We start from the raw sequence: 25,073 nt of genomic DNA, 5'->3' as shown, positions 1-25,073 counted from the left end.
TCGACGCATGACGACGACGCTCGACGATGTTCATGCGCTGACCCACGCGGGCTCGCTGTTGTCGCCGGGCGGCGAGATCGTCGCACCGTACGATCTCGAAGTTGCGCACGCCGATGCCTCCGGTTTTTCCGCCTTGCCCGCCGATATCCTGAACGCGGGCCGCGCCCCCTTCGACGCTGACTACGCGCAAGCGAGCCGCGTGCATCTCGTCAACGCGTTCGGCGTCACGCTCGGCGATTCGATCATCGGGCTTTCGGCGCTATCCGCGGTGAAACGCCTTCATCCGCATCTTCGGTTCACGATCTATCGACCGGCCCGCGCGCCACGTCACGTGCAGCGTCTCTACGCGCTCGCCGCGCCGCGCCTTGCCGATCTGATCGATTTACCCGTGCCGCTCGCGAGCCTGCCTGCCGATGAACCGAAGATCGACATCGGCAATCAGCTTTTCTGGCCGCGTTTCGCTTCGATGCCGATGATCGACTTCTTCCTCTGGGCGATGGGCATCGCGCCCGACAGCATCGCCGCCGGCGACAAGCGCAATCGATGGCTCGCCGATGTGCCGCTCGCCGCCATCGAGCGCGCGCCCTACGCGCTGTTCTGCCCGGACGCGAGCACGCCGGTGCGCAGCATTCCCGCGTCGATGCGCGCGCGTATCGTCGCGCGCCTCGCGGACGAAACCGGCATGCCGGTGCTCGGCTTCGGCGCGGTGGATCATCCGCGCTATCGCGACATTGCGCCGCTTTGCATCGATACGGACGATTTTCTCGCGTGGATCGGGCATGCGCGCTATCTGGTCACGGCGGACACGGCGGCGCTGCACATCGCGGCCGGCTTCGACGTTCCGACGACCGCCTTCTTCACGACGATTCCCGCCTTCATGCGCGCGCGCGATTACACGAACTGCGTCGCGGTCGAATTCGCGTTGCCGCATCTGCAAGGCATTCATGCGAGCGCGCGGCCCGCGGACCTGGACGCTATCGAACGCGCGTATCGCGACTACGACTGGCGCGCGATGCCTTTTGCGCGCGAGGCATCGCTCAGCCCGGCGAGCCGTTGACCTGAAACGACGGCAGCCGTCCATACAGCTGCGCAACCCAGTCGATGAACACGCGCACGCGGCGCGGCTGATGCCGATTGGCCGCATACAGCACCGACACCACACGCGGATACGACGGATACGCGCTCAGCACTTCCCTGAGCGCGCCGCTTCTGATGAGCGGATCGAGCGTATAGCTCGAACTCTGAATCAGGCCGAGTCCCGTCACGCCCGCTGCGATATACGAATCGCCGTCGTTCACGGCAATCTTGTGCTTCATCGGGACGATGCGCGTTTCGCCATCGACGACGAATTCCCAATTGCGCACGCGCCCCGAGTTGTTGAGCACATAGCCGACGGCGAGGTGCTGGTCGAGGTCGTCGAGCGACGCCGGCTCGCCGTGCTTCTCGATATATCCCGGCGACGCGCACGTGATCTGCTTATAAGCGCCGATGCGTTTCGCGACGAGCCCGACGTCGCCGACCGCGCCCACGCGCACGACGCAATCGACCGCTTCCTCGACGAGATCCACTTGCCGGTCCGTGAGCAGCAGCTCCACGCCGATATCCGGATACGCCGCGAAAAAATCCGGCAGCGCGGGAATGATCGTGTTCTTCGCCATCACCTGCGGCAGGCTCACTTTGACGTTGCCCTTGGGACTGAGCTTCGAATGCGAGAGCGACGCTTCCATGTCGTCCACTTCGCCCAGCACGCGTACGCAGCGCTCGTAATAGGCTTCGCCGTCCTCGGTGATGCTGATGCTGCGCGTCGTGCGATTGATGAGGCGTGCGCCGAGATGCGCTTCGAGTGCCTGAAGCGTGCGTGAGACGCTCGCGGGAGGCAGGCGCAGGGCGTCGGCGGCTTTCGAGAAACTGCCCGCCTCGACGACCCGCGCGAAGACTTTCATTGCGAGAAAGCGGTCCATGCTCGGGTTCCGGAAACGTGAACGCGCGCCTCTTGGGGGCGCGCGCGAAAGAAGAGCGTGACTTTTAAAGCGACGATCATACTTGGGATCGCCTCTGCGCGCGCCTTCACCGGGCGGGTGGTGAATCTAAAGCCCGGAGCCCTGACAAAGCCACCACGAGTAGTGTTCGATCATCCGCTGAAACGGCGCGTGATGGCCGTAAGCGATCGACGATACGGCAAGCAGTCCGCAACCCGCGACGAGCGCGCGCGGCATCTTGCGCGGCCGGTCGAAAACGCGCATGAGGAAGAGGGCGGCGATGACCGCGCCGAGCACCCAGCCCGCGACGACTTCCGCGGGCGTATGCGCGTCCTGCATGACGCGGCTCGCGCCGATCGCCGCTGCGAGCGCAAGGCCGCCCGCCGCGCCCAGCCGATGCCAGCCGCCGCCTAGGCCGCTGAACAGCAGTCCGCCCGCGACCGTATAGATCGATGCGGCGAGCATCGTATGACCGCTGATCATGCGCAACTGGATGGCGGCGATTTCGAGGCCGCACCCGGCATACAGCATCTTCGAGAGACCGACGAGCCCCATGCCGATCGCGAGCAGGATCGCCCAGCGCAACGCGAGACGCGCGTCCACGGTGCGCAGCCACAGCGCGCAGACGAGCGCGAGCGGAAGCATGAAGGCTGCATCGCCCAGATTCGAAAGCGTCCAGAGTACCTGTGATTCCATGCGTATCCGTTATGGGCAGGCTCGCGGGCTCGACCGACGCCGTTATGAAGTGTCGCCCAGCTTTCGGCGGCCGGCCATGCGGTATTCGGTCGGCGAAATCGACAGTCGCTTGCGGAAGATCTTGGCGAGGCCATCGCCGCTGCCCGCGCCGCAGCGCCGTGCGATCTTGTCGATCGGCAAGTCGGTCGCGGCGAGCAACATGCAGCTCGCATCGAGCCGGGCACGCAGCAGGTATTCCGATGGCGTGAGCCCGATCTGCGCCTTGAAGCGGCGCAGGAAATTGCGCTCGCTCATCGCGGCGACGCGTGCGGCGTCGGCGATCGAGATCGGCCGCACGTAATTCTCGCGAATCCAGCGCGCGGCCGCGTCGATCTTCTGGCGTACGCCGCCGGCTTCGGTATCGTCGAGCACCGTGGCGAGCTTTTGCCATGCGCCGGGAATCGAGCGCTCCGAGACTTCACGCGCGAGCGCGGCGCCGTGATCGCGCTTGATGATCGACAGCGCCGCTGCGATCGGCCCTTTCGGATCGTCGAGCGTGAGCGTCTGCTCGGCGATGAAAAGCGGGTTCGACAACATGGATGGCCGCGCGCTGCGCTCGGGCCCTCCGGTGAAATCGAGCGAGCGGTTCTGCACGCTGAGATTGGCCGCGGCGAGAATGTGCGCGCCCTCGCCGATCGCCTTGATGAACGGGATCTTCGGCGCCACGCGGCCGAGCCGCTTTCTCAGCACGGCGTCGTTTCGCGCATGGCGCGCACCCACGCCGCCCGCGATGAAAAGCGCGTCGCACTCGTTCATCCAGCGCGTTTCGAGCCCTTCTGTCCAGATGCGCATCGAGCAACTGCTCGCCACGCTGCCGCCTTCGCTCGATACGAAGCGCAGCGAATAGTTCGGCGCTTCGGCGCGCTCGCCGGCTTCGGCGGGCATGCGAACCTGATTCGCGACCGAGAAGACCTCGGAGATCGAACTGACTTCGACGAGCGAAAAATCCTCGAAGATCAGAATGCCGATCCGTTTTGCCGCGCTGGCCATATCGGCGGGCGGCGTGTCGGGCGCGACGGCGCGCACGACCTGAAGCCTGCCCGTACCATTGGCGTACACCATCGACTTCTCCCCTGTGCGGACCGGGCCGGCGTTGTCACGCCTTGTGCGGGTCCGGTCCATGAAGGAACGTAAGTAGCGGGAAAGTGAGCTTACATGGGTCGCACTATACGCGGCGCCCAACAGTCGCCGCGCCCCAAGTCCGAAATTGACGAACTGTTGGCAGATGATCTCGGTACGCGAGGAATAGGCTCACATCCATCCAGTCGTGTGACGGAATCGGGCGATGCGTCTTCGACGAGAAGTGACGCGACCGGATCGAAATTTCTTGGCGGAAAGGGTGGGCGGCGCGCAGCAATGCGCGCCGTTTGTCCTTCGGCGCGTGCTTTGCCGGCTCAGCGGAAATACGCCTTGGTGTACTCGTGCACGTCGTCGCGCGCGAGTATCTCGTCGGGCATGAGCCATCGATAGTCGCTGTGCTGGTCGAAGCGGCCGATCGGTACTTTGCCGCTCAGGGTCATCGAATACGCGAGCACGATGTAATGCGTGCCGATGTCCTCGGCGCCCGCGAAGTTGTCGTCGTACAGATGCTCGTACACGCCGAAGAAACGCGCGGCCGATCGCTGCGCGCTCGCGACGCCGAGCTCGTTGTGGACGATGCGCTTGAACGCGGCGTCGAGCGATTCGTTCTTGGTGATGCGCCCGCCCGGCACGAACCACGTGCCTTGCGCAGGCCGGTTGCGCCGATGTCCGAGGAGAATGCGCCGGTTGCCGTCGGTGACGATCAGATCGATCGCCACGAGCGGCGTGAGCCGCACCACCGTCAGGAAGTCCGCGTTGCTCAGCATCGTTGCTCCGTGTTTGCGATCGTCGTGCGCGAGGCAAGCGCCGGTGAAAGTGCACGCCCGGCACAGCGCAAACGATGATGCCTGCGCCATCGCATGACCGTGCGTACGCGCACGCGCCGACGTGCTTCGTCCGAAAGACGCGACGGGGGCGTCGGCGTGTAGCGACGGTGCACATCTTCGGATCGATTCTCATGAGTGAAACAAGCAAGGCTGACGAATTCGGTCGTCACAGGCCCGTACACGGACGGCAAACTTGACCGATCCGCACGCGTTCGCCGCGCGCAAAAATCCCGCCGCGCGATTTGCGTACGTGCGCGCGAATTGAGCGGCACCCGCGCCAAGCGTGCAAAGGTTTGATTGGACGATTCGAAAATCGTGTCGCCGCGTGCGCCGCCGCAAAACACCATCAGACGCCGTAGCGGAGAGCGCCCCGTGTCCCGCGCCCATGCAGCTTCGGCGCTGCGATCCGCTTATTGCGGCGCAACATCCAACGTCATATGAAAATACCGCATTACGCCATTCAATAAAACCCAGTTGTTTAATTGAAAATGGCTCGATTGTCAGTCTCCCGATTAATGATTAATCCGTGGTAGTTAATAGGTGATCAAATCCTACTTTTAAACCGGCGTGTCAAATGCCTATTACATCCGGTTCCGAAATGTAACGGAAAATCCAAAATTTTCCGATTCCCCGCAGTACGAACGTCCGCTTTTTCGCCATTCGATGTTTCAAAATTGAATCAATTTATTTGATCTGACATGTTGTCCGGCTTGCCGCCAAACCGCGCAGAGCCGCCGCCCGTGCTATGGGGCGCGCGCACCTGTCCGATCTGGCGGCGCGTCAACCGGATTCCACTAGGCTGCCGTCAGCCTTTGTATGACGAATGAATTGTGATAATCACCGCTTTGAAAACGGCGTTCCAGAATTTGGGGAGGGATTTCAATGTGCGCTCAGCCTCACATCGGAACAGATTCTGTGGTTTAAGCGCGAAAATCTAGAGCGCAAAAAAGATTGTCTGCTTATTATTCAAGCCAGCGGATCGATTCCGCCAACACTTCGTTCCAATCGGTCACGGCAACCCGGCGAAGTTCGGGAAAGTCCATTGATGCGCCGCAATGGCCGAGAAACTCTTCCGCGCCTTCCAGGATGCAAAGCTGCAGAGGATGACCATGCCTTACGCCACTCTAGAACCCGCCGTCATGGGTTGGACGCCTCCCGCGACGAAAACGTCGCAGACCGAGGTCCGCCAGATCGCGATCCTGCTGTTCGACGGTTTTTCCCTGCTCGGCGCGGGGATCGTCGCGGAGGTCTTCCACATGGCGAACGAGTTCGCGTCGGTGAAGTCCCGGCCGGACTGCAGCTATGACGTGCGGTTCCTGTCTGTCGAGGGCGGCAACGTGGCGTGCTCGTCGTCGGTGCGCGTGTGGACGGACGGCCTGGACGCGCGTCATTACGGCGGCTTCGATGCGCTCTTCGTCGCGGGCGGCCGCGGCGCCGACGACGCCGCGAAGGACGATCGCATCATCGAATGGCTGCGCCGCGTGCAGTCCAAGACGACGGTCGTGCGCGCCATTTCCGAGGGCCGCAAGGTGCTCGACGCGGCGGGCATCGGCCAGGCGCAGGACGCGCAGGCGCGCTTGGGCAACGCCATGCATCTCGTGCGCGACGAGCAGCAGGGCGACGCGGGCGACCGCTACGAATCCATGAAGGGCGCGCTCCTGATCGTGAAGCGCGACCTGGGCATCGACGTGTCACGCAGCGTCGCCGAGCGCCTGATGCCCGGCTCCGCCGCGAAGCTCGTGTCGATTCTCGGCGACAGCGGCGCGGCGTCCGCGGGCGACAAGATCCGAGCGGCGGCGCGCTGGCTGCAGGACAACTGCGAACGGCCGATTTCGGTCGTCGATGCGGCGCAGGTGGCCGCGATGAGCGAGCGCAACTTTTTGCGCCGCTTCAAGATCGAGATGGGCATCACGCCATCCGATTATTTGCTGCAGGCGCGCCTCGCCGTGACCTGCGCGCTTCTGACGGATTCGGAACTGCCGGTCGACAAGATTGCGCGCAGAAGCGGCATGGGCAACGGCGACAGGCTCGCGAAGATTTTCCGCAAGCGTCTTCTGATCTCTCCGACGGAATACCGGATGCAGAGCAGGCGCGAGGCGAACGGCTGACCCGCGCGAAGTGTGACGTGGGCCGCGCTGACGCCGACTATGGCGTAAAGCGTCGGATGTTTGGCCGGACCCGATCGGTCCGGCACTTAATCATTTCCCGGACGGCATTGCCGTTCGAACGAATTTGCAGGGAGGAGAGTCCTCTATGACGAATGAAGCACGCACGAAGGGCGAGGTGGAGCAGGGAGCAGCGGGTGTCGAGGCGAGCCTGGCCGGACTGGCCGGGCCGTGCCGCCGCCTCGTTCCTGTGATCCTCGCCGGCGGCTCGGGCACGCGCCTGTGGCCGATGTCGCGTGAACAGTTCCCGAAGCAGCTGATCGGCGTCATCGGTCACGACTCGTTGTTGCAGGCCACGGTTTCGCGGCTGAAAGGCTTCGCGGGCGACTTCAGGGTGGATGGCGAGCCGATCATCGTGTGCGGCGAGGAGCATCGTTTCACGACCGAAGAGCAGACGCGCGAAAGCGGCGTCGACGCACGCATCATCGTCGAGCCGGCGCGCCGCGACACCGCGCCCGCGCTCACGCTCGCGGCGCTCGCCGCGGTGAAGGACGGCGAGGACGCGATCATGGTCGCGATGCCGGCCGATCACTCAATCGCCGACATTCCCGCGCTGCATCGCGCGATCGCGATCGCGGCGGAGCATGCGGAGCGCGGCGTGATCGCGACGCTCGGCATTCCGCCGACGCGCCCCGACACCGGCTTCGGCTACATCCGTCTGGGCGACGCGCTCGACGATGGCGCGCACGAGATCGATCGCTTCGTCGAGAAGCCCGCGGCCGAACTCGCCGCTCAATATGTCGCGGCGGGCACGTACTGGTGGAACAGCGGCATCTTCATCGTGCGCGCGAGCGTGTGGCTCGCGGCACTCGGGAAGCTCAACGCCGATATGTACGCGGCTTGCTCGGCCGCGGCGAAGGAAGGCGAGGACGACGGCAAGTTCTTCCGTCCGCAGGCCGCGCAATTCGGCCGCGCGCCGTCCGACTCGATCGACTATGCCGTGATGGAACACATCGGCACGCCGACGAAGCCGTGCGACGGCATCGTCGTGCCGCTCGTCGCGGGCTGGTCGGATCTCGGCTCGTGGGACGCCGTGTGGGACGCGATGGACAAGGACGAGTCCGGCAACGTCGCGAGCGGCCGTGTCGTGTTCGAAGGCGCGACATCGAGCTATGCGCGCTCCGAAGGCGGACGGCTCGTCGCGTGTGTCGGCACGACCAACGTGATCGTCGTCGAGACGGACGACGCCGTGCTCGTCGCCGACCGTTCGCGCGTGCAGGACATCAAGGGGCTCGTTGCGCGCATCCGCGAGCAGCATGCGCCCGAAGCGGACACGCATCGCAAGGTGCGCCGTCCGTGGGGCTTCTACGATTCGATCGAGCACGGCGAGCGCTTTCAGGTGAAGCGCATCGTGGTGTCGCCGGGTTCGAAGCTGTCGTTGCAGATGCATCACCATCGCGCGGAGCACTGGATCGTCGTGTGCGGCACGGCGCTCGTGACGCGCGGTGAAGAGCAGTTTTTGCTGAGCGAGAACGAATCGACGTTCATTCCGCTCGGTGTGCGGCACCGTCTGGAGAACCCGGGCAAGGTGCCGCTCGAGATCATCGAGGTGCAGTCGGGGAGCTATCTCGGCGAAGACGACATCGTGCGCTTCGACGACACCTACGGGCGCCATTGAGCGCTCGGCGGGCGATGGCATGACGGGTTGATGCGACCGACTTCTTTGCAACGGCTTTCATTCGACAAAGACGGGCGCGACGCGAGGAGGAGACTGAAGAGGGCGGTTAAGGGCTGATTGCGTTCGGGGAAAACAACATGCGCGATTTACAGGGATTGCTCGCGCGCCTGTTCGACGTCGTGATGATCGTCGGCGGCGCGGCAGTGGCGTCGCAAATCAGGTTCGAGTACATCGAGGCTCACACCTATTCGGTGGCGTTCGTCGCATTCGCGGCGGCGTTCTCGCTCGCGCTCTTTCCTGGTTTCGGCGTCTACCAGTCGTGGCGCGGCCGCAGCAAGCTTCAGCTCGCGTGCCAGGTCTCGCTCGGCTGGCTCGTCGTGCAGGGCTGCGCGCTCGCGCTCATGTTCTCCCTGCATCGACTCGACTACGTGTCGCGCCTCTGGTTCGCCTACTGGACCGCGATGTCCGGCGGCCTCATGATCGCCGGGCGTCTCATCACGCACGCGATCCTCGCGCACATGCGCCACGCCGGCCTGAACCTTCAACAGGTGGCGATCGTCGGTTGCGGCAGGCATTGCGATTCGATCCTGCGCAAGATCGAGCGCTCGCCGGACGCGGGCTTTCGCATGCGCGCCGCGTTCAATGCGGCGCCGGCCAAGGCACGGCTCAACACGCGCCTGCCGGTGTACGACGACTTCGACGAATTCGTCAACTTCGTGCGCACGCAGAACGTGCACGAGGTGTGGCTTGCGCTGCCGCTTTCCGAAGAGCGCACGATCCTGCGCTTCGTGAACGAATTCCGCGACGATCTGCTCAATGTGCGCTTCATTCCGGATGTGCGCAGCCTTGCGCTCTTCGAAAGCGGCGTGACCGATCTCCTCGGCGAGCCCGCGATCAATCTGGTCGCGTCGCCGCTGTCGGCGTCCGCGCAGTTGCAGAAGGAACTCTTCGACCGCGCGTTCGCGCTCGGCGCGATCATCGCCGTTTCGCCGGCGCTGATCTGCATCGCGCTCGCGATCAAGCTGACTTCGCGCGGGCCCGTGCTTTTCCGGCAACGCCGCAAGGGCGCGGATGGCCGCGTCTTCACCATCTACAAGTTCCGTTCGATGCGCATGCACACGGAACAGGCCGGGGTGCTCCGCCAGGCCACGCGCGGCGATCCGCGCGTGACCCGTGTCGGGGCATTCCTGCGCCGCACCAGCCTCGATGAGCTACCGCAGTTCTTCAACGTTCTGCGTGGCGACATGTCGGTCGTGGGCCCGCGTCCACACGCGCTTGAACATGACGACCTGTATCAGAAGGTCGTATCGGGGTACATCCATCGTTACCGGATCAAGCCAGGCATCACCGGCTGGGCCCAGGTCAACGGTTTTCGTGGAGAAACGGATCGGATCGAAAAGATGGAAGGACGCGTCGCTCACGATTTGTACTACCTGGGTAACTGGTCGTTCGGACTCGATATGAGAATCATTGCCGCAACGATCTTCAAGGGACTACGCCACACCAACGCTTACTGATGCAGGGGACGACCATTATGCACAATCAACAACAACCGGGCACCACCTCCATGGCCGCCAACACCAACGTGTCGCGTATCTTCCGCCTCACGAGCCTGGCTGCGGCAGCTTCCATCTCCGTGATCCTGACGGGTTGCGGGCTCGCGCCGGGCATGCACATGGAAAAGCCGGCCGCGCTCGTCGAGACGTCGAACGATCAGGGTGATCCGGCCACCACGACCAACATTCCGATCACGACGATCGACGCCGCGCTCGTGAAGAAGATGCGCACCGCGCAGCCTTCGGCTGCGACCGATCCGAACGCTTCGCTCTACGGCAAGCCGGCGCCGTACAAGCTGGGCGTCGGCGACGTGCTGCAGATCACGGTGTGGGATCACCCCGAGCTCGTCGCGGCACTCGGCCAGCCTGCGCAGCAGACGCGCACCTCGGATGCCGCACCCGGCTTCGTCGTCGATGCGGACGGCAATCTGCAGTTCCCGTACGTGACCCGTCCGCTGCATGTCGCGGGCAAGACCGAGACGCAGGTTCAGCGCGAGCTGTACTCGGAGCTCTCGAAGGTGTTCGTGAAACCGCAGGTGACGGTGCGCGTCGCGTCGTTCCGCGCGTCGCAGGTGTATATCGACGGCGACGTGCGCACGCCGGGCGCGCAACAGATCAACGACATTCCGATGACGCTCACCGAGGCGATCGGGCGCGCGGGCGGCTTTGCGACGACGGCGGACCAGAGCCGCGTCACGCTGATCCGCGACGGCGTCACGTACAACATCAACATGGCCGGCATGACGGCGAAGGGCCGCAGCCCGTCGGACATCATGCTCAGGCCGGGCGATGCGCTGCGTGTCGATTCGCGCGACGAAAACGGCGTCTACGTGATGGGCGAAGTGACCAAGCCCGCCACCGTCATCCCGATGCGCAACGGCAAGCTCACGCTTTCGGACGCGATCTCGCAGGCGGGCAGCTTCAATCCGGAAACGTCGGACCCGCGCGAGCTTTACGTGATCCGCAACGGCCAGACGGACAACCCGGAGGTCTACAAGCTCGATGCGCGTTCGCCGGTATCGATGCTGCTCGCGAACAACTTCGAACTGCAGCCGCATGACGTCGTGTACGTGGACAACAACGGGCTCGTCCGCTTCTCGCGCGTGCTGAACCTGCTCTTGCCGGCGATCAACGCGGGTCTGACGGCGGCCGTGCTGACGAAGTAAGTGGATTGACCGCAGGCGTTTGACCGGCGCGCGCGGGGGCGCGCCGGAGCATCATTGTTCGACTCAAAAAATACAACCGAGCGAGATCATGGCGATGAACTTTGATACGCGGTATACGGACGTATCGACAGCCGACGAGTTGCGGCTGTCCGATTATCTGGCCGCGGTGATGCGCAACTGGAAGCTCGTGACGTTCGTCATGCTCGCCGTGGTCGCGCTCGGAACCGCCTACGCCTACCTCGCGCCGCCGACCTACAAGGCGGACGCGATGATCCAGGTCGACGAGGCCAGCGGCAACAAGCCGAGCGCCAGCGCCAATGCGGCGCAGGCCGTCGTGCCGCAGCTCACCGATACGAAATCCATCACCGCCGCGCAGATCGAGTTGTTGCGCTCGCGCCTCTTCATCGACGACACGGTGCGGCGCATGCATCTCGACATCAGCGCGTCGCCGCGTTCGTTTCCGGTCGTCGGCAAGCTCGTCGGCAACGTATTCTCGATGCTGAACAAGCCGGTTCCATCGGGATATCTGTCGCGCTTTGCATGGGGCGACGAAGAGATCGACGTGCCGCGCTTCGACACGCCGAAGACGCTCTACGACAGAAAGTTCACGCTCGTCGCCGGTGAACGCGGCGCATACGTGTTGCAGGACCCGGACGGCCTGGGAATTCTCACCGGCCATGTCGGCCAGGAAGCCTCCGGCATGACGCCGCAAGGCCCCATCACGCTCAAGGTCGACAAGCTCACGAGCAAGCCCGGCGTGCAGTTCGACTTGCAGCGCTTCTCGACGCTCACGACCATCGACCGTCTGCAAAAGCGTCTCACCGTGGCGGAGACCGCATTGCAATCGGGCATCATCGGCGTGTCTCTGGAAGGTAGTAATCCGAAGGAAATCGCCGCGATCGTCAATAACATCGCGAACCGCTATGTGGAGCAGGATGCGCAGAAGCGCTCGGCCGAAGCCGAGCACACGCTCGCGTTTCTGGAACAGCAACTGCCGGTCGTGAAGAAGCAGCTCGACGAAGCCGAGCAGCGCTACAGCGCGTTTCGCAACAAGCAAGGGTCGGTGGATCTCTCCGAGGAAAGCCGGCTTCTGCTGCAACAGATCGTCGATAACAAGACGAAGCTCTCGGACTTGCAGCAACAGCGCGCGGAGCTGTCGCTGCGCTTCACGGCGAATCATCCGTCGGTCCAGGCGCTCGATGCGCAGATCGCCGCGCTCACCGCCGCGCAGACGCGCCTCGGCAAGAACGTGTCGACGCTGCCCGATACCGAGCAGACCGCGCTGCGCTACACGCGCGACGTGCGCGCGAACAGCGAGCTCTACACGAACCTGCTCAACAGCGTGCAGCAACTGCGCATCGCGAAGGCGGGGCAGGTGAGCAACGTGCGCATCGTCTACCTCGCACAGGTCGCCGACGATCCCGTGCGTCCGAAACGCGCGCTCGTGATCCTGATCTCGGCGGCGATCGGACTCGTGCTCGGCATCATCGTCGCATTCGTCCGCAAGGCGCTGTTTGGCGGCGTCGAGCGTCCGGAAGACATCGAACGGCAACTGGGCACGCGCGTCTTCGCGATCGTGCCGCGCAGCACGCAGCAGCTTCGTCTGCAGCGCCAGGTCGGCATGCGCCGCGAGGGGCTGCACGTGCTCGCCGCGCAAGCGCCGGAAGACGCGGCGGTCGAAGGCATCCGCAGCCTGCGCACGTCGCTGCAATTGCAGCTTTCCGATGCGCGCAACAACGTCGTGATGCTGACGGGCTCGCGTCCGGAAGCGGGCAAGTCGTTCATGTCGGCGAATCTCGCGACGCTCGTCGCCTCGACGAGAAAGCGCGTGCTGCTGATCGACGCCGACATGCGCCGCGGCGACATTCACTCGCACTTCGGCGTGCGCCACTCGCCCGGTCTTTCCGACGTGCTGATGGGCGCCGACGTGATGAGCACGATCCTTCACGACGTGCTGCCCGGCGTCGATCTGATCCCGAAGGGCTCGCTGCCGTCTCATCCGGCGGAGCTGCTTGCGAGCGACCGCCTCGGTGAAATGCTCGCCGAACTGAAGCAGCACTACGATCTCGTGGTCATCGACACGCCGCCGGTGCTCGCGGTGACCGACGCGACGGTGGTCGGCAGGCACGCGGGCACGAGCCTGCTCGTCGTGCGGCACGGCAAGAATCAGGTGCAGGAGATCGGCGAAACGATGAAGCGCCTGTATCACGGCGGCGTGCACATGAAGGGCGTTCTGCTCACCGACGTTCCGCAATCGAAGATATTGATGGGCAGCACGTACGCCGGCTACTACGGCTACGAAAGCATCGCGGAGTGAAAGCCCGCTCGGGCCTGCGGATCTTCAGTAAGGCGACTTGTAGATGTCGCGCGATCGCGCGGCATTCGCCGCTGGCGGATTCAGGCCCGCGGGCGCCGGATAGAGCGCCGCAGCCGCGCTTTTCGGCATCATCATCGCCCGGGCGTCGGCCTTGGGTCGGCTCGGACGCAGCCGCGCGCCGCCCGCGGGATTACCCACATATCCGTTCTGCTGCGCGAGCAGCTTGTCCGTCGCCGATGGATCCGCGGCATCGCCTGCCTGCACGGCCGATGGCACGAGAGCGGTCATGGTCAGCGACAAAAGCGCCGTGCGTAGCGCATGTTTCATGAGTCTCCTCCGGGCTTGCTTGTCGGGTGCGTTGGCGGCGAGCCGCGCACGCATGAACACAGGATATTGCGCGCCGCCGGCCACTAACGCCAAAAACCCTGCGCGAGCGGCCATTCACGCCGGCCGGCACGCAATGCAGCCGCGTATTACGTGCGACGAAAGCGGGCGTCGTTATAATCGCCGTCCGACCTGGTTATTAGGCTGTCCGTCCGTGAAAAAGCTCATCGCTCTCGCACTCGCTTCGGTTGTCCTCACCGCCTGCTCGTCCGTCGAAAAAGAGGAGCAGAAGGAACGTACGTTCCTGCTCTCGCAGCAGACGCTCGATACGGCGCAACGCAACGCGACCGTCGCGTGCCGCGACGCCGCGCAATGCGATGCGGCCTGGAAGCTGACGAAGACTTACGTCGAGCAGAATTCGAAGGAACGCCTGACACGCGCCGACGATGCCGCCATCGAAACGGATATACCTTCGGGTACCGGCAAGCCGGTGTTCTCGGCGACGCGCATCGCGAACGGCAACGGCGCGACCATCTCGCTCTTCGCGCAATGCAAGGGCATGTATGGCGACGAGCGCGCGCGAGGCTCCGATTTCGACGACTGCGCGAGAAAGATCATTTCCGTGCAGAACGGCTTCGCGCCGTATCTGAGGACGCATCTGCCCGCGCAGTGAATGTGACCGCGTTATCGCGCGGGCAGCGTGCCGGAGGCGCGCGGCGGGTTCGCAGGCAGGATCTCCGGTAGCGGCTCGCCGGCCGGGCGCAGGTCGGGCGGCGTGCCGAACCACGGAGGCCGCGGCGGCGGCCGGTGCCCCGCCGCTTCGGCGGCGCGGATCTGCATCGTGTGCGCGATGCGCGCATACGACGCGACGACGAGGCCGAGCGCGACGCCGAACACGACACCCGAGAAGCGGTCGCCGAGCGGATTGCCGCCGATCGACGTCGCGGGCAGCGCCGCGAGCACGAAGAGCGCGCGCCCGAGCACGGGCAGATGCGGCGCATCGGGCGCGCGATGCCGCCACGCGCGGTAGGCCATCGAGCCGCGCCAGAGCGCCCACAGCACGGCGAGCGGCAGCGCGAGGCCGAACAGCAGACCACCCGCGAAGAACTGATAGACCCAGAAGTCGCGGCCGGCCGCCCACTTTCTGATCGCGTAAAAATCCTTCTCGCTGATCAGGCCAGCAAGATCGGGCAAGTACGAAGGCGAATAGCGATAGTCGTGTCCGTAGCCCATGCCGACCATCGTCGAGAGCGTCGAGGATGTGGTCTGATCGACCTGATCCTTCATTTCAGCAAGACGCGCGATCGCGACCGGATCGCGTGCGGGCGGCGCATCCTTCGCGAACGGGATGTACTGCACCCATTGCTGGGCGATGGTCGGAAAGAACGTCGCCGATGCGGCCGCCATTGCGCCGAGCAGCCCGAGGATCACGACCGCGCGCAGGCCGGTGGTGAAGAACAGGCGGATCGAAGGCGCGGCGAGCCACGTCGCGTAGGCGATGAGCAGCACCGTGCCGAAGAGCAGGCTGGGCGTGGCGCACAGAATCTCGATGACGAGCGTCGCGAGAAAGATCAGCGCGGCGAACTTCGTGATGCGCTGCGCGAAGACGAACTCGTGCAGCAGCAGCCCTTGCAGACAGAGGAACGTAACCGGGACGGCGTGAATGCTCACGTTCCCGGTTCCATCGGATATCGCGATATCGAAGCCGACGCTGAACACGAGCGATGCGATCATCGCGCCGGTCAACGCGCGCTCGATCTGCTCGATACGTTGCGCATCCCACGGACGGCAGCCGACGAAATAGCCGAGCAGCATCAGCAGGAACGGCAGGATCACGCGGGCGTAGTTGCCTGCTTCGTTACCCTGCAGCAATTGCGTCGCGACGCTGCCGAAGATCGTGAGCAGAAACAGCGAGGTCACGAGCGCGCGCATGCGCGAACGGCGTGCGAAGCGCGGCGCGATCAGGAGAATCGCACAGGCGGCGCCCATCGACGTCACGGTGAGCAGAATATCGACCGTCCTGTTCGCCATCTCCACGCCCTTTAAGTCGAATGCGAGCGGAAGCAGGCAAAGCCATATCCAGAAGACGGCGAACTTGTTGCGCATGACGACCCCCGGAACCCCGTTTTTTTGCCGAATATATCAGCGGCCGTTCGCGCGCGCCGTTGCAGCGGCGTCAGGCGACTAGTCTTCGGCGCGAAACGACGGACGCACATGTGCGCCGCACCACGCTTTGTCCGTCGCGTTCCATCGCCACGGTCCGCGACGGCGCGCGCGTCGGGTTCATGTCCGCAAAGCACGGGATTCTGGCGGATCGCCCCCTATTTCCGGACCGAAGATTGAATCACCGGAAGCGACATGTTCCGGCGTGAGACCACTCAATACGTGCGATGTGCGTGCACGCGCCGATACGAGGTAACCCCGGTTTCGGGGCAAGCAGGCCCACGAGGACGTGCGGTTCAGGCCGCGCAAGCCACTCGACAACGAGCGACCCCTCGCAGAAGGGAAACGGCATGGGCCTGTTCGGCGCGACACGCATGCGAAACCCGATCGATCGATACGATTCGATTTCATCCGGGGACTCGCGAGCATCGCCGGGATGAGCGCTGCCGTATCGAGGCAGACCGTCTTCGCACGCCGAAACCGCGCGATTCAACGCTGGCGCGCGCGCCGATTTTCGCGTATCAAATAGGTTCTTGCCGCAAGGCGGGCCGCGTTGCGCTGCGTGCATCCATTGCATCTTCGCAACGCGCGGGGCTTTCTCCGATCGCCCATGTCTCACCGTCACACACGCGAATCACACTTCGACTATCGGCCACGCGCACGCTCGAGCGGACCTTTGCGCGCTTTCGATCGACACCATCACTCAGGAGACTCCCATGTCCGACCGGCTCAGCATCTCCACGCCCGACGGCAATTTCGACGCCTACGTCGCCTATCCCGCGCAGACACCCGCGCCCGCCGTGGTGGTGATCCAGGAGATATTCGGCATCAACGCCGACATGCGCGAAACGTGCGACGAGTACGCGCGCCAGGGCTACGTCGCGCTGTGTCCGGACCTGTTCTGGCGGCTCGAGCCGAACGTCGAGCTTACCGACAAGACCGAAGCCGAGTGGCAGCAGGCGCTGAAGTACTACAACGCGTTCGACGTGAACACGGGCGTCGAGGACATCGCGGCGACCATCGGCTCTGCGCGCGGGCTCTCGCAGGTGAAAGGCAAAATCGGTTCGGTCGGCTTTTGTCTCGGCGGATTGCTGTCCTTTCTGACGGCCGCGCGCACCGATGTCGATGCATCGGTTTCCTATTACGGCGGCGGCACGGACCAGTACCTCGGCGAGCTGCCCAAGATCAAGGTGCCGCTCATGCTGCATCTCGCGGAAGAAGACGAGTTCATTCCCGCCGATGCCCGCAATCGCGTGCTCGCGGCGGTGCAAGGGCACGCGAACGTCGAGGCGTTCACGTATCCCGGCTGTCATCACGCGTTCGCGCGCAACAAGGGCGTGCATTACGATGCGGCGGCCGCGCAACTTGCGAACGGCCGCACCGCCGCGTTCTTCCAGAAGCATCTGACGTAATCGACGCCGCAAACGAAAACGCCGCCCGGGGCAGGGCGGCGTTCGGTTCACTTCTTCACGGTGTGCGGTCGTCGAAACACGAGCCATCGCGGCGACTTGAAGCGCACGATGCTCATGTAGAGCCACACATACGTCGCCGCGAACACGACGACGAAGCAGAAGAGATGCACCGTGTGCCGCCAGAAGAGCGTCGCGGGAATCACCGCGACGAGGCACAGCAGCCACAGATACGGCGACGTAAGCGAGTTGCGCCGCGTGAGTTCGTGCGCGTTCTTCACGCCGACGGCCCAGCGCATCAGGCGCTTGTAGACGAGCATATGCAGATGCACGCCGTCCGGAATGCCGGGCGAGATCCCGCGAATGAACTTCTTGCGATAGATCGAGAAACACGTTTCGAAGATCGGATACATGAAGAGCAGCACCGGATACCACGCGGAGACATCGCGGTTGCGCATCACGAGCATGATGGATAGCTCGCCCAGCATGAAGCCGACGAAGTACGCGCCGCCGTCGCCGAGAAAGATCAGGCCGGCGGGAAAATTCCAGATGAAGAAGCCCATCACAGCGCCCATCATGATGAGCGAGCCGGACAGCACGACGGGATCGTGCACCTGGAACGCCACGTAGGCGAGCGACGCGAACATCATGAAGCTGACCATCGACGCGAGGCCGTTGAAGCCGTCGATGATATTCACGGCGTTCGCGAGCGCCGCGACGGCGAGCACCGTGACCGCGCAGGAAATCACCGCGTAGGACAGCAGGAAATCGAGCGGCGGCACGCTGATGCGCGTAACCGCGATATTCAGGAACGCGTAGGCGAGGCCGGCGGCGGCCATCGTGCAGACGAGGCGGGCGAGCGGCGAGACGCGCTTGGTCAGGTCTTCGATCAGCCCGGAGAGAAACGCCGGCAGGCCGCACGCGACGATGCCGAGAATGCCGCCCGACACGGCCGGATAACCCCATCGCAATTGCACGGCCGATGCGGTCAGTCCGCAAAGGATGCCCACGCCGCCGATGCGCGGCACGGGACGCGCGTGAAACTTCTGCACGCCGGCGAGATCGGTGTCGCCGAGCACGCCTTCCTGCAGGTGTGCGAAACGCACGATCAACAAGGTCACGAGCAGCGAGACCAGAAAAGCAAGCGCGAAACTAAGCATGAAAATAGAACCGGTTGGGAGAAGCAGCCCCGCAGCGCTCGGAACGACGACGCGGGGCGCAGCGAGACTTTACGCGAACCCGTTCGGGTTTTGCGACTGCCAGCGCCAGTGATCCGCGCACATGCGTTCGATGCCATGCTCCGCGCGCCAGCCGATGAGCGTCGCGGCGGCGGCCGGATCCGCGTAGCAGGCGGCGATATCGCCCGGGCGGCGCGGCACGAGCTCGTACGGCACGGGTTTGCCCGACGCCGCCTCGAACGCCTTGACGACATCGAGCACGCTGTAGCCCTGGCCCGTGCCGAGATTCACGACGAAGCTGCGATCGAGCGTCTTCAGCGCGTCGATGGCCGCGATGTGCCCGCGCGCCAGATCCACGACATGAATGTAATCGCGCACGCCGGTGCCGTCGTGCGTATCGTAATCGCTGCCGAACACGCGCAGGCGCTCGAGCTTGCCGACGGCCACCTGCGCGACATACGGCATCAGGTTGTTCGGAATGCCCGCCGGGTCTTCGCCGATCAGACCGCTCTCATGCGCGCCGACCGGATTGAAGTAGCGCAGCGTCGCGATGCGCCACGACGGATCGGAGACTTCGAGATCGCGCAGGATCTGTTCGGCGATGAGCTTCGACTGGCCGTACGGATTGGTCGCGGAAAGCGGAAACGATTCGTCGATCGGCACGCTCTTCGGCATGCCGTAGACCGTCGCGGAGGAACTGAACACGAAGTTGCGCACGTTGCGCTCCTTCATCACCTTCAGCACGGCGAGCAGGCTGCCGATGTTGTTGCTGTAATACTCGACCGGCTTCGCCACCGATTCGCCCACGGCTTTGAGCGCCGCGAAGTGAATCGCGCCGGTGATCTCGTGCGAGTCGAAAATGCGATTGAGCGCGGCTTCGTCGCGCGCGTCGGCTTCGTAGAATGCGACGCGCTTTCCCGTGATGCGCTCGACACGCTTTAACGACTCTGCGCGGCTATTGACGAGATTGTCGACGACCACGACGCCATAGCCCGCATCGAGCAGTTCGACACACGTGTGCGAACCGATGAACCCCGCGCCGCCCGTGACGAGAATCGTGCCCTTCGCACCAGTTATCGGCGACTGATTGCCATTCATCATGCGTTCTCCAAAAACTCGAAATCAGAGGGAAATGCCGGTAATGGCATGTATTGTGCCCTTGTAGCGCTCGACAACATTCTTTTCGTCGAATTCGAGCGCGACTTTTTCGCGGCCGCGCAGCGCCATCGCTTCGCGCTCGTCCAAAGGGAGCGTCAGCATGCGTTCGAGCGCTTCGGTCAGGCTGTCGGCGCTCTTCACCTCGCAGAGAAGACCGTTCACCCCGTGCTCGACGACCTCACGGCAGCCGGGGACATCGGTGGCGACGATCGGACGGCCCATCGCCGAGGCTTCCATCAGCGTGCGCGGCACGCCTTCGCGATATGAGGGCAGCACGACGCAGTCCGCCGCGGCCACGAGCGGGCGCACGTCGTTCGCTTCGCCCAGATATTCGACGATATTCTCCGCTTCCCACTTCTGGACGTCCGTGCGGCTGATCGCGCTCGGATTGTCGACGCCGACCGGCCCGAGCAACTGAAAACGCGCATGCGGGAATTTCGCGCGGATCCTGCGCGCGGCTTCGACATATTCCGCCACGCCTTTGTCCCACAGGAGCCGCCCGATCAGGATGAAAACGAAGTCCTCGCGCGCGGGCAGCGGCTGAAGCGCGAACTCATCGAGATCGACACCTTCGCCGTGCAGACGCCGCGCGCGATCAGGATGCGCGAGCAGATTCTCGTGCAGGAAGGCTTCGTGATCGTCTCGATTCAGGAACCACACTTCGCGCGGGAAGCGGAACGCGAAACGGTACAGCAGCTTGGCAACCTGCGCCGTGCGGCTCTTCTGAATGAAGACGTAGCCGAGGCCGGTCGTCACCGCGATCGACGGGACGCGCGCGAGCATCGCGGCGAGCGTGCCGTAGATGTTCGGCTTGATGGTGTAGTGAAACACGATGTGCGGGCGCGTCGTGCGATATTCGCGATAGAGCGCGGCAAGCGTCTTCAGGTCCTGGCGCGGGTCCGTTCCCTTCGATGCGACCGGCAGCTCGACACAGCGGCAGCCCATTTCCGTGAGCGGCTCGAAGGTGCGATCGCGCGGCGCGATGATCGTCACTTGCGCGCCGCGCGCGGTCAGCATGCGCAGCACGCCCTGCCGGTAGGTGTAGATCGCCCACGCCGTGTTGCAGACGAGGGCGATGCGAAGACTCGATTTTTCTTTCGTCATCCGGAAAGAGCGCTGAACGTAGCGCGAACTGAACATTGAAATTTTCACGCGGAAGGCGTGGCCTTCAACAACCGCGCCTTCAGGCTGCGCAACGCGCGATACGGCAGCACGAGATGCGCGGCGCTCTTCGCGATGCCCGCCCAGTCGAGCGGATTCGTCACGCGCAAATGACGCAGTTGCAGGCGCAGTGTCGACATCACTTGCGCACGCCGCTTCGTCGCGCTGATCCCGCCTTCGTTCAGTTCGTAGAAGAGACCGAACTCGGGCAGATTCGCGCCGTCGTGCCGCTGCAGGAGCCGCAGGATCAGATCGAGATCCTCCGCCGCGCGATAGTGCGCGCGATAGTTGCCCGCTTCGATCACGGCGCTGACACGCAGCATCAGCGACGGATGCGTGAAGCACGTGCGCGCGAGCATCATGCGGCGGATCGCGGCGGGCTCGGTCGGCGGCGTCAGGTCGAAAAGCGGCGCGCCTTCTCTCGAGACGACGTGCGTCCACATGCCCAGCACCGCGACGCGCGGATGTGCCTCCATGTACGCGCGCTGCTTCGCCAGACGGCCGGGCGTCGCCAGATCGCCCGCGTCGATGCGCGCCGCATAGCGTGCCCCGCGCGCTGCGAGCGCCGCGATGCCCGCTTCGAGCGCGCGCTCGATGCCGCCGTTTTGCGGCATCCGCAGAATGTCGATGCGCATGCCGTCGATGACGGGCGCGACGATCGGCGGCGTGCTGCCATCGTCGACGATCAGCGCGTTCACCGTCGACGCTTCCCTGAACGACGCGAGCGTGCGTTCGACCTCGGCCTGGCCGTTGAACGCGGGCATCAGCACGACGACATCGGATAGATCGTTCATGCGCGCAGCCGGAAACGGATGTAATAGAAATTCACCGACGCCGCCGCGACATAGCCCGCCGCGAGCCCGATCAGCGCGCCGTAGCCTTCGATGCGGGGAATCGTGAACCAGTTCACCGCGAACGCGACCGCCAGCGCGAACAGCCATTTCGACAGCAGCACGTACTTCGCCTGATATTTCAGCACGACGAGATTGCCGATCGCCTCGATGCCCGCCGGCACGGAAAGCCATACGGCCCAACGGAAAATATAGGCGGCGCCCGCATAGTTCGGCCCGAACACACGCGCGATGATGAAGCCCGCGAGCGCATCGAGGACGGCGGCGCCCGCGATCATCAGCGCGCCGGTCATTGCGAAGAGGCGCACGAGGTTGCGTCTGAGGCGCGCGGTGTCCTGCACGCGATAGACGAACGCCGGCGCGATGGTCTGCGAGAGCATCAGCGCGAGCGCGATCCAGTTCTCGTTCAACTGCTGCGCGGCGGAGTAGAGCCCGAGTTCCGCGAACGACACGCGATGCGCGAGCATCAGCCGGTCGAGCTTGAGAAACAGATACATGCAGATGAGACCGAGCCAGAACACCGTGCCCGCGCTCGCGAAATGTCTGAACAGTGCGCGGTCGAAGCGCCAGCCGAGCGTGCCGCCGTGACGGCGCATGTAATACACGACGAGCGCGGCGCTGATCGCCGCGGCTTCGAGCGCCCAGAGCCAGCCGAAGCTCGACGGCGCGGCCGCCGCGCGCACCAGCGCGAACACGAGCGCCGCCTTGACGACGGCCGCCGCCATGCTCGCGATGAGTTGTGGCTTGCTGTAAGTGAGACTTTGCAGCCACGAATTGACAACGCCGATGAACGGCTCGCGAAAGAGCATCGTGACGGCGAGGCCGGCGAGCATCAGACCGACCATCGGATCGGTGCCGCCCGCCGCGATCCAGATCCACGTCAGGATCAGCGCGGCGATCGAGACGCCCATGCGCAGCACGAACGCGCTGCCGAGCACCGCGCCGGCTTCGGCGGGCGTGCGGTTGACGATCGTCGGCACGAGAATCTCGGCGCCGCAAACCCAGGTGATCGGCGCGATCACGAGCAGGAGCGTGTTCGCGTATTGCCATTTGCCGAAATCGCCGGGGCCGAGATAGCGTGCGAGCAGTCCCGCAATGACGATGGCGACTGCAATCTGCGTGAGCCGCTCGAGCCCGAGCCACACGATATTGGCGAGCGCGCGGGCGACGTCCGGATTGCCGGAGCGCGTCAGGGCCTTCATGCGGCCGTTCCCGCCGTAAAAACGGGCACGCGGCGTGCTACCCAAGCCTGACCGCCTTGAAAGAAGCGCGCGTGATCGGTCAAGTTTTGTGTGTTTGCACGCAGACGCGCCTCATTCGAAGGCATCGAGGCGAAAGAGCGTTTGAGCATTGGATTAGAATGAACGCGCAGGCTGTGAGCGCCGCGCGCAACCACGAGAGCGCCGAAAGACAGCGATTATAAGTGCGATCCGCGGACGGCCCGCGCACTGCTCGGCTTTTGCATCCAGTTGCTTCCAATTGTTTCTTTCGTGTTGATTTAACAGACGCATAGGCAGAATTCGTACGTCATCTGGCAGTCGTTCACGCGCCATGCCCGCTGCGCTGGCGCGTCACCCGTCACGACCTGCATGCCCTCATGGCTGCATCGCCGAGAAACCATCAACTAATAGAGAAGAGGTAGCCATCTCATGAGCCAAGTATCCCAATCCATCTTCAAGGCCTACGACATCCGCGGCATCGTCGGCAAGACGGTCGACAAGGATGTCGCGAAGAGCATCGGCCAGGCATTCGGCAGCGAGATCAAAAAGCAGGGCGGCGACTCGGTTGTGGTCGCACGCGACGGGCGCCTCTCCGGCCCCGAGCTTGTTGGTGCGCTCTCGGACGGGCTGCGGGCGGCGGGCGTCGATGTCGTCGATATCGGCATGGTGCCGACGCCCGTCGGTTATTTCGCGGCGAGCGTGCCGCTGCCTTTGCCCTCGGGCGAGCGTCGCGTGGATTCGTGCATCGTCGTGACGGGCAGCCACAATCCGCCCGACTACAACGGCTTCAAGATGGTGCTGCGCGGCGCCGCGATCTACGGCGAGCAGATCCAGGGCTTGTACAAGCGCATCGTCGACAGCGACTTCACGACGGGCGAAGGCACGTACACCGAGTTCGACGTGTCGCAAATCTATCTCGATCGCATCGTGTCGGACGTGAAGCCGGTGCGCGCGATGAAGATCGTCGTCGATACGGGCAACGGCGTCGCGGGCGGCCTCGCGCCGAAACTGTTCAAAGCGCTCGGCTGCGAACTCGTGGAGTTGTTCACGGATATCGACGGCAACTTCCCGAACCATCACCCGGACCCGGCGCATCCTGAAAACCTTCAGGACGTGATCAAGGCGCTCAAGGAAACGGATGCCGAAGTCGGCTTCGCATTCGATGGCGACGGCGACCGTCTCGGCGTCGTGACGAAGGATGGGCAGGTCATCTATCCGGATCGCCAGTTGATGCTGTTCGCGCAGGAAGTGCTGTCGCGCAACAAGGGCGGTCAGATCATCTTCGACGTGAAGTGCACGCGCAATCTGGCGAAGTGGGTGCGCGAGCAGGGCGGCGAGCCGGTGATGTGGAAGACCGGCCATTCGCTCGTGAAGGCGAAGCTGCGCGAAACCGGCGCGCCGCTCGCGGGTGAGATGAGCGGCCACGTGTTCTTCAAGGACCGCTGGTACGGCTTCGACGATGGTCTGTACACCGGCGCGCGCATGCTCGAAATCCTGTCGCGCGTGGCGGATCCGAGCAAGCTGCTGAACGATCTGCCGAATTCGCTGTCGACGCCGGAGTTGCAACTGAAGCTGGAAGAGGGCGAGAACTTCGAGCTGATCGCGCGTTTGCAGAAGTCGGCGAAGTTTACCGGAGCGGACGATGTGCTGACGATCGACGGATTGCGTGTCGAATATCCGGAGGGGTTCGGGCTCGCGCGCTCGTCGAATACGACACCGGTCGTCGTGATGCGTTTCGAGGCGGACAACGACGCGGCCCTGAAGCGGATTCAGGAAGATTTTCGTCGTGTGATTCTGGCTGAGAAGCCGGATGCCAAGTTGCCGTTTTGAATGGCTTCGCCGGTTTGGATGGCACTGCGAGTGGCTGCGGCCTGCACTTCGTAGTGCCTGACATGTTCGGGCTTTTCCGGCGGATCCCGTTTTCTTTGTGGTTTATTAGCGTTGCCCCTGTGCGGGGCGGCAGTCACTTTCTTTGCTGCTGCAAAGAAAGTAACCAAAGAAAGCAGCTCGAGACGCCCGCGGTCACACGCAGTTTGGCCATGCTTGCCATGTGATCGTGGGCTGCCTAAGTGTCGCCCTCAAGGAACAGCCGGGCTTGGATCGCGCACGGTCTGTCGCCTCGCGCCACACAACAAACCGGTTCAGCACGAAATGGCTCCAGCCCGC

General features: G+C 64.1%; 20 protein-coding genes. 9 read left to right on the top strand and 11 right to left on the bottom strand.

What is annotated here, in order from left to right:
- Window positions 1–7 precede the first annotated feature (7 nt).
- The gene (locus NCR38_RS10225) at window positions 8–1,057 is read left to right on the top strand and encodes a glycosyltransferase family 9 protein (RefSeq protein WP_250476962.1); all 1,050 of its coding nucleotides are present in this window, start codon (window positions 8–10) and stop codon (window positions 1,055–1,057) included.
- Here the strand turns inward: NCR38_RS10225 and NCR38_RS10220 are convergent.
- The 4 genes from NCR38_RS10220 to NCR38_RS10205 form a co-directional block, all read right to left on the bottom strand.
- Window positions 1,038–1,961 carry a LysR family transcriptional regulator gene (locus tag NCR38_RS10220; protein WP_061119289.1) on the bottom strand — a complete coding sequence of 308 codons (924 nt, stop codon included), beginning with the start codon at window positions 1,959–1,961 and terminating at the stop codon, window positions 1,038–1,040. The genes NCR38_RS10225 and NCR38_RS10220 overlap by 20 nt on opposite strands.
- 126 nt (window positions 1,962–2,087) lie before the next feature.
- Window positions 2,088–2,675, bottom strand: a complete 588-nt coding sequence (locus NCR38_RS10215; protein ID WP_061119288.1) for a phosphatase PAP2 family protein — start codon at window positions 2,673–2,675, stop codon at window positions 2,088–2,090.
- A gap of 42 nt (window positions 2,676–2,717) precedes the next feature.
- Window positions 2,718–3,776 (bottom strand): GlxA family transcriptional regulator, encoded by a 1,059-nt coding sequence (locus tag NCR38_RS10210; protein ID WP_061119287.1) that lies wholly within the window; start codon window positions 3,774–3,776, stop codon window positions 2,718–2,720.
- Window positions 3,777–4,108: 332 nt separating this feature from the next.
- Window positions 4,109–4,561 carry a GDP-mannose mannosyl hydrolase gene (locus NCR38_RS10205; protein ID WP_061119429.1) on the bottom strand — a complete coding sequence of 151 codons (453 nt, stop codon included), beginning with the start codon at window positions 4,559–4,561 and terminating at the stop codon, window positions 4,109–4,111.
- A 1,169-nt stretch (window positions 4,562–5,730) separates the two neighbouring features.
- Between NCR38_RS10205 and NCR38_RS10200 the strand changes: the two genes are divergently transcribed.
- The 5 genes from NCR38_RS10200 to NCR38_RS10180 all read left to right on the top strand — a co-directional run bounded on the left by NCR38_RS10200 (window position 5,731) and on the right by NCR38_RS10180 (window position 13,443).
- Complete coding sequence (locus NCR38_RS10200; protein WP_250476961.1) at window positions 5,731–6,729, top strand: GlxA family transcriptional regulator; 999 nt, start codon at window positions 5,731–5,733, stop codon at window positions 6,727–6,729.
- 145 nt (window positions 6,730–6,874) lie between these two features.
- The gene (locus tag NCR38_RS10195; RefSeq protein ID WP_086961252.1) at window positions 6,875–8,404 is read left to right on the top strand and encodes a mannose-1-phosphate guanylyltransferase/mannose-6-phosphate isomerase; all 1,530 of its coding nucleotides are present in this window, start codon (window positions 6,875–6,877) and stop codon (window positions 8,402–8,404) included.
- Between the two features lie 137 nt (window positions 8,405–8,541).
- Window positions 8,542–9,921 carry an undecaprenyl-phosphate glucose phosphotransferase gene (locus tag NCR38_RS10190; RefSeq protein WP_061119286.1) on the top strand — a complete coding sequence of 460 codons (1,380 nt, stop codon included), beginning with the start codon at window positions 8,542–8,544 and terminating at the stop codon, window positions 9,919–9,921.
- Between the two features lie 50 nt (window positions 9,922–9,971).
- Window positions 9,972–11,126, top strand: coding sequence for a polysaccharide biosynthesis/export family protein (locus NCR38_RS10185; protein WP_061119285.1), 1,155 nt, complete (start codon window positions 9,972–9,974; stop codon window positions 11,124–11,126).
- A gap of 88 nt (window positions 11,127–11,214) precedes the next feature.
- Window positions 11,215–13,443, top strand: a complete 2,229-nt coding sequence (locus tag NCR38_RS10180) for a polysaccharide biosynthesis tyrosine autokinase (protein WP_250476960.1) — start codon at window positions 11,215–11,217, stop codon at window positions 13,441–13,443.
- A 24-nt stretch (window positions 13,444–13,467) separates the two neighbouring features.
- Here the strand turns inward: NCR38_RS10180 and NCR38_RS10175 are convergent, their stop codons facing one another.
- A complete protein-coding gene (locus NCR38_RS10175) occupies window positions 13,468–13,770 on the bottom strand; it encodes a hypothetical protein (protein WP_061119426.1) in 303 nt (100 codons plus the stop codon).
- Window positions 13,771–13,981: 211 nt separating this feature from the next.
- On the opposite strand from NCR38_RS10175, the gene NCR38_RS10170 reads away from it, so the two are divergent.
- A complete protein-coding gene (locus NCR38_RS10170; RefSeq protein WP_061119283.1) occupies window positions 13,982–14,440 on the top strand; it encodes a hypothetical protein in 459 nt (152 codons plus the stop codon).
- A gap of 11 nt (window positions 14,441–14,451) precedes the next feature.
- Here the strand turns inward: NCR38_RS10170 and NCR38_RS10165 are convergent, their stop codons facing one another.
- The gene (locus NCR38_RS10165; protein WP_250476959.1) at window positions 14,452–15,873 is read right to left on the bottom strand and encodes a hypothetical protein; all 1,422 of its coding nucleotides are present in this window, start codon (window positions 15,871–15,873) and stop codon (window positions 14,452–14,454) included.
- A gap of 773 nt (window positions 15,874–16,646) precedes the next feature.
- Here NCR38_RS10165 and NCR38_RS10160 point away from each other — a divergent pair.
- Window positions 16,647–17,342, top strand: coding sequence for a dienelactone hydrolase family protein (locus tag NCR38_RS10160; protein ID WP_061119281.1), 696 nt, complete (start codon window positions 16,647–16,649; stop codon window positions 17,340–17,342).
- Window positions 17,343–17,389: 47 nt separating this feature from the next.
- On the opposite strand, the gene NCR38_RS10155 is transcribed toward NCR38_RS10160, so the two are convergent.
- The 5 genes from NCR38_RS10155 to NCR38_RS10135 all read right to left on the bottom strand — a co-directional run bounded on the left by NCR38_RS10155 (window position 17,390) and on the right by NCR38_RS10135 (window position 22,889).
- The gene (locus NCR38_RS10155) at window positions 17,390–18,499 is read right to left on the bottom strand and encodes a glycosyltransferase (RefSeq protein WP_061119280.1); all 1,110 of its coding nucleotides are present in this window, start codon (window positions 18,497–18,499) and stop codon (window positions 17,390–17,392) included.
- A 69-nt stretch (window positions 18,500–18,568) separates the two neighbouring features.
- The gene (gene galE / locus NCR38_RS10150) at window positions 18,569–19,615 is read right to left on the bottom strand and encodes a UDP-glucose 4-epimerase GalE (protein WP_061119425.1); all 1,047 of its coding nucleotides are present in this window, start codon (window positions 19,613–19,615) and stop codon (window positions 18,569–18,571) included.
- Window positions 19,616–19,639: 24 nt separating this feature from the next.
- The gene (locus NCR38_RS10145) at window positions 19,640–20,779 is read right to left on the bottom strand and encodes a glycosyltransferase family 4 protein (protein WP_250476958.1); all 1,140 of its coding nucleotides are present in this window, start codon (window positions 20,777–20,779) and stop codon (window positions 19,640–19,642) included.
- Window positions 20,780–20,823: 44 nt separating this feature from the next.
- Entirely contained in the window at window positions 20,824–21,630 is an 807-nt protein-coding gene (locus tag NCR38_RS10140; RefSeq protein ID WP_061119278.1) for a glycosyltransferase, read from the bottom strand.
- Window positions 21,627–22,889 carry an oligosaccharide flippase family protein gene (locus tag NCR38_RS10135; protein ID WP_250476957.1) on the bottom strand — a complete coding sequence of 421 codons (1,263 nt, stop codon included), beginning with the start codon at window positions 22,887–22,889 and terminating at the stop codon, window positions 21,627–21,629. The genes NCR38_RS10140 and NCR38_RS10135 overlap by 4 nt, the downstream gene beginning before the upstream one ends.
- A gap of 447 nt (window positions 22,890–23,336) precedes the next feature.
- Between NCR38_RS10135 and NCR38_RS10130 the strand changes: the two genes are divergently transcribed.
- Window positions 23,337–24,737, top strand: a complete 1,401-nt coding sequence (locus NCR38_RS10130) for a phosphomannomutase/phosphoglucomutase (RefSeq protein ID WP_250476956.1) — start codon at window positions 23,337–23,339, stop codon at window positions 24,735–24,737.
- The last annotated feature ends 336 nt before the right edge of the window (window positions 24,738–25,073 follow it).

This window comes from Caballeronia sp. INML1, from assembly GCF_023631085.1.
Taxonomy (GTDB): Bacteria; Pseudomonadota; Gammaproteobacteria; order Burkholderiales; family Burkholderiaceae; genus Caballeronia; species Caballeronia turbans.
Note: the sequence above shows the minus strand (reverse complement) of the source record. Positions and strands in the feature narration are given on the sequence as shown.

Coding starts and splice junctions, on each gene's coding strand:
- NCR38_RS10225 (WP_250476962.1), top strand. CDS start 8: ATGACGACGACGCTCGACGATGTTCATGCGCTGACCCACGCGGGCTCG.
- NCR38_RS10220 (WP_061119289.1), bottom strand. CDS start 1,961: ATGGACCGCTTTCTCGCAATGAAAGTCTTCGCGCGGGTCGTCGAGGCG.
- NCR38_RS10215 (WP_061119288.1), bottom strand. CDS start 2,675: ATGGAATCACAGGTACTCTGGACGCTTTCGAATCTGGGCGATGCAGCC.
- NCR38_RS10210 (WP_061119287.1), bottom strand. CDS start 3,776: ATGGTGTACGCCAATGGTACGGGCAGGCTTCAGGTCGTGCGCGCCGTC.
- NCR38_RS10205 (WP_061119429.1), bottom strand. CDS start 4,561: ATGCTGAGCAACGCGGACTTCCTGACGGTGGTGCGGCTCACGCCGCTC.
- NCR38_RS10200 (WP_250476961.1), top strand. CDS start 5,731: ATGCCTTACGCCACTCTAGAACCCGCCGTCATGGGTTGGACGCCTCCC.
- NCR38_RS10195 (WP_086961252.1), top strand. CDS start 6,875: ATGACGAATGAAGCACGCACGAAGGGCGAGGTGGAGCAGGGAGCAGCG.
- NCR38_RS10190 (WP_061119286.1), top strand. CDS start 8,542: ATGCGCGATTTACAGGGATTGCTCGCGCGCCTGTTCGACGTCGTGATG.
- NCR38_RS10185 (WP_061119285.1), top strand. CDS start 9,972: ATGGCCGCCAACACCAACGTGTCGCGTATCTTCCGCCTCACGAGCCTG.
- NCR38_RS10180 (WP_250476960.1), top strand. CDS start 11,215: ATGGCGATGAACTTTGATACGCGGTATACGGACGTATCGACAGCCGAC.
- NCR38_RS10175 (WP_061119426.1), bottom strand. CDS start 13,770: ATGAAACATGCGCTACGCACGGCGCTTTTGTCGCTGACCATGACCGCT.
- NCR38_RS10165 (WP_250476959.1), bottom strand. CDS start 15,873: ATGCGCAACAAGTTCGCCGTCTTCTGGATATGGCTTTGCCTGCTTCCG.
- NCR38_RS10160 (WP_061119281.1), top strand. CDS start 16,647: ATGTCCGACCGGCTCAGCATCTCCACGCCCGACGGCAATTTCGACGCC.
- NCR38_RS10155 (WP_061119280.1), bottom strand. CDS start 18,499: ATGCTTAGTTTCGCGCTTGCTTTTCTGGTCTCGCTGCTCGTGACCTTG.
- galE (WP_061119425.1), bottom strand. CDS start 19,615: ATGAATGGCAATCAGTCGCCGATAACTGGTGCGAAGGGCACGATTCTC.
- NCR38_RS10145 (WP_250476958.1), bottom strand. CDS start 20,779: ATGACGAAAGAAAAATCGAGTCTTCGCATCGCCCTCGTCTGCAACACG.
- NCR38_RS10140 (WP_061119278.1), bottom strand. CDS start 21,630: ATGAACGATCTATCCGATGTCGTCGTGCTGATGCCCGCGTTCAACGGC.
- NCR38_RS10135 (WP_250476957.1), bottom strand. CDS start 22,889: ATGAAGGCCCTGACGCGCTCCGGCAATCCGGACGTCGCCCGCGCGCTC.
- NCR38_RS10130 (WP_250476956.1), top strand. CDS start 23,337: ATGAGCCAAGTATCCCAATCCATCTTCAAGGCCTACGACATCCGCGGC.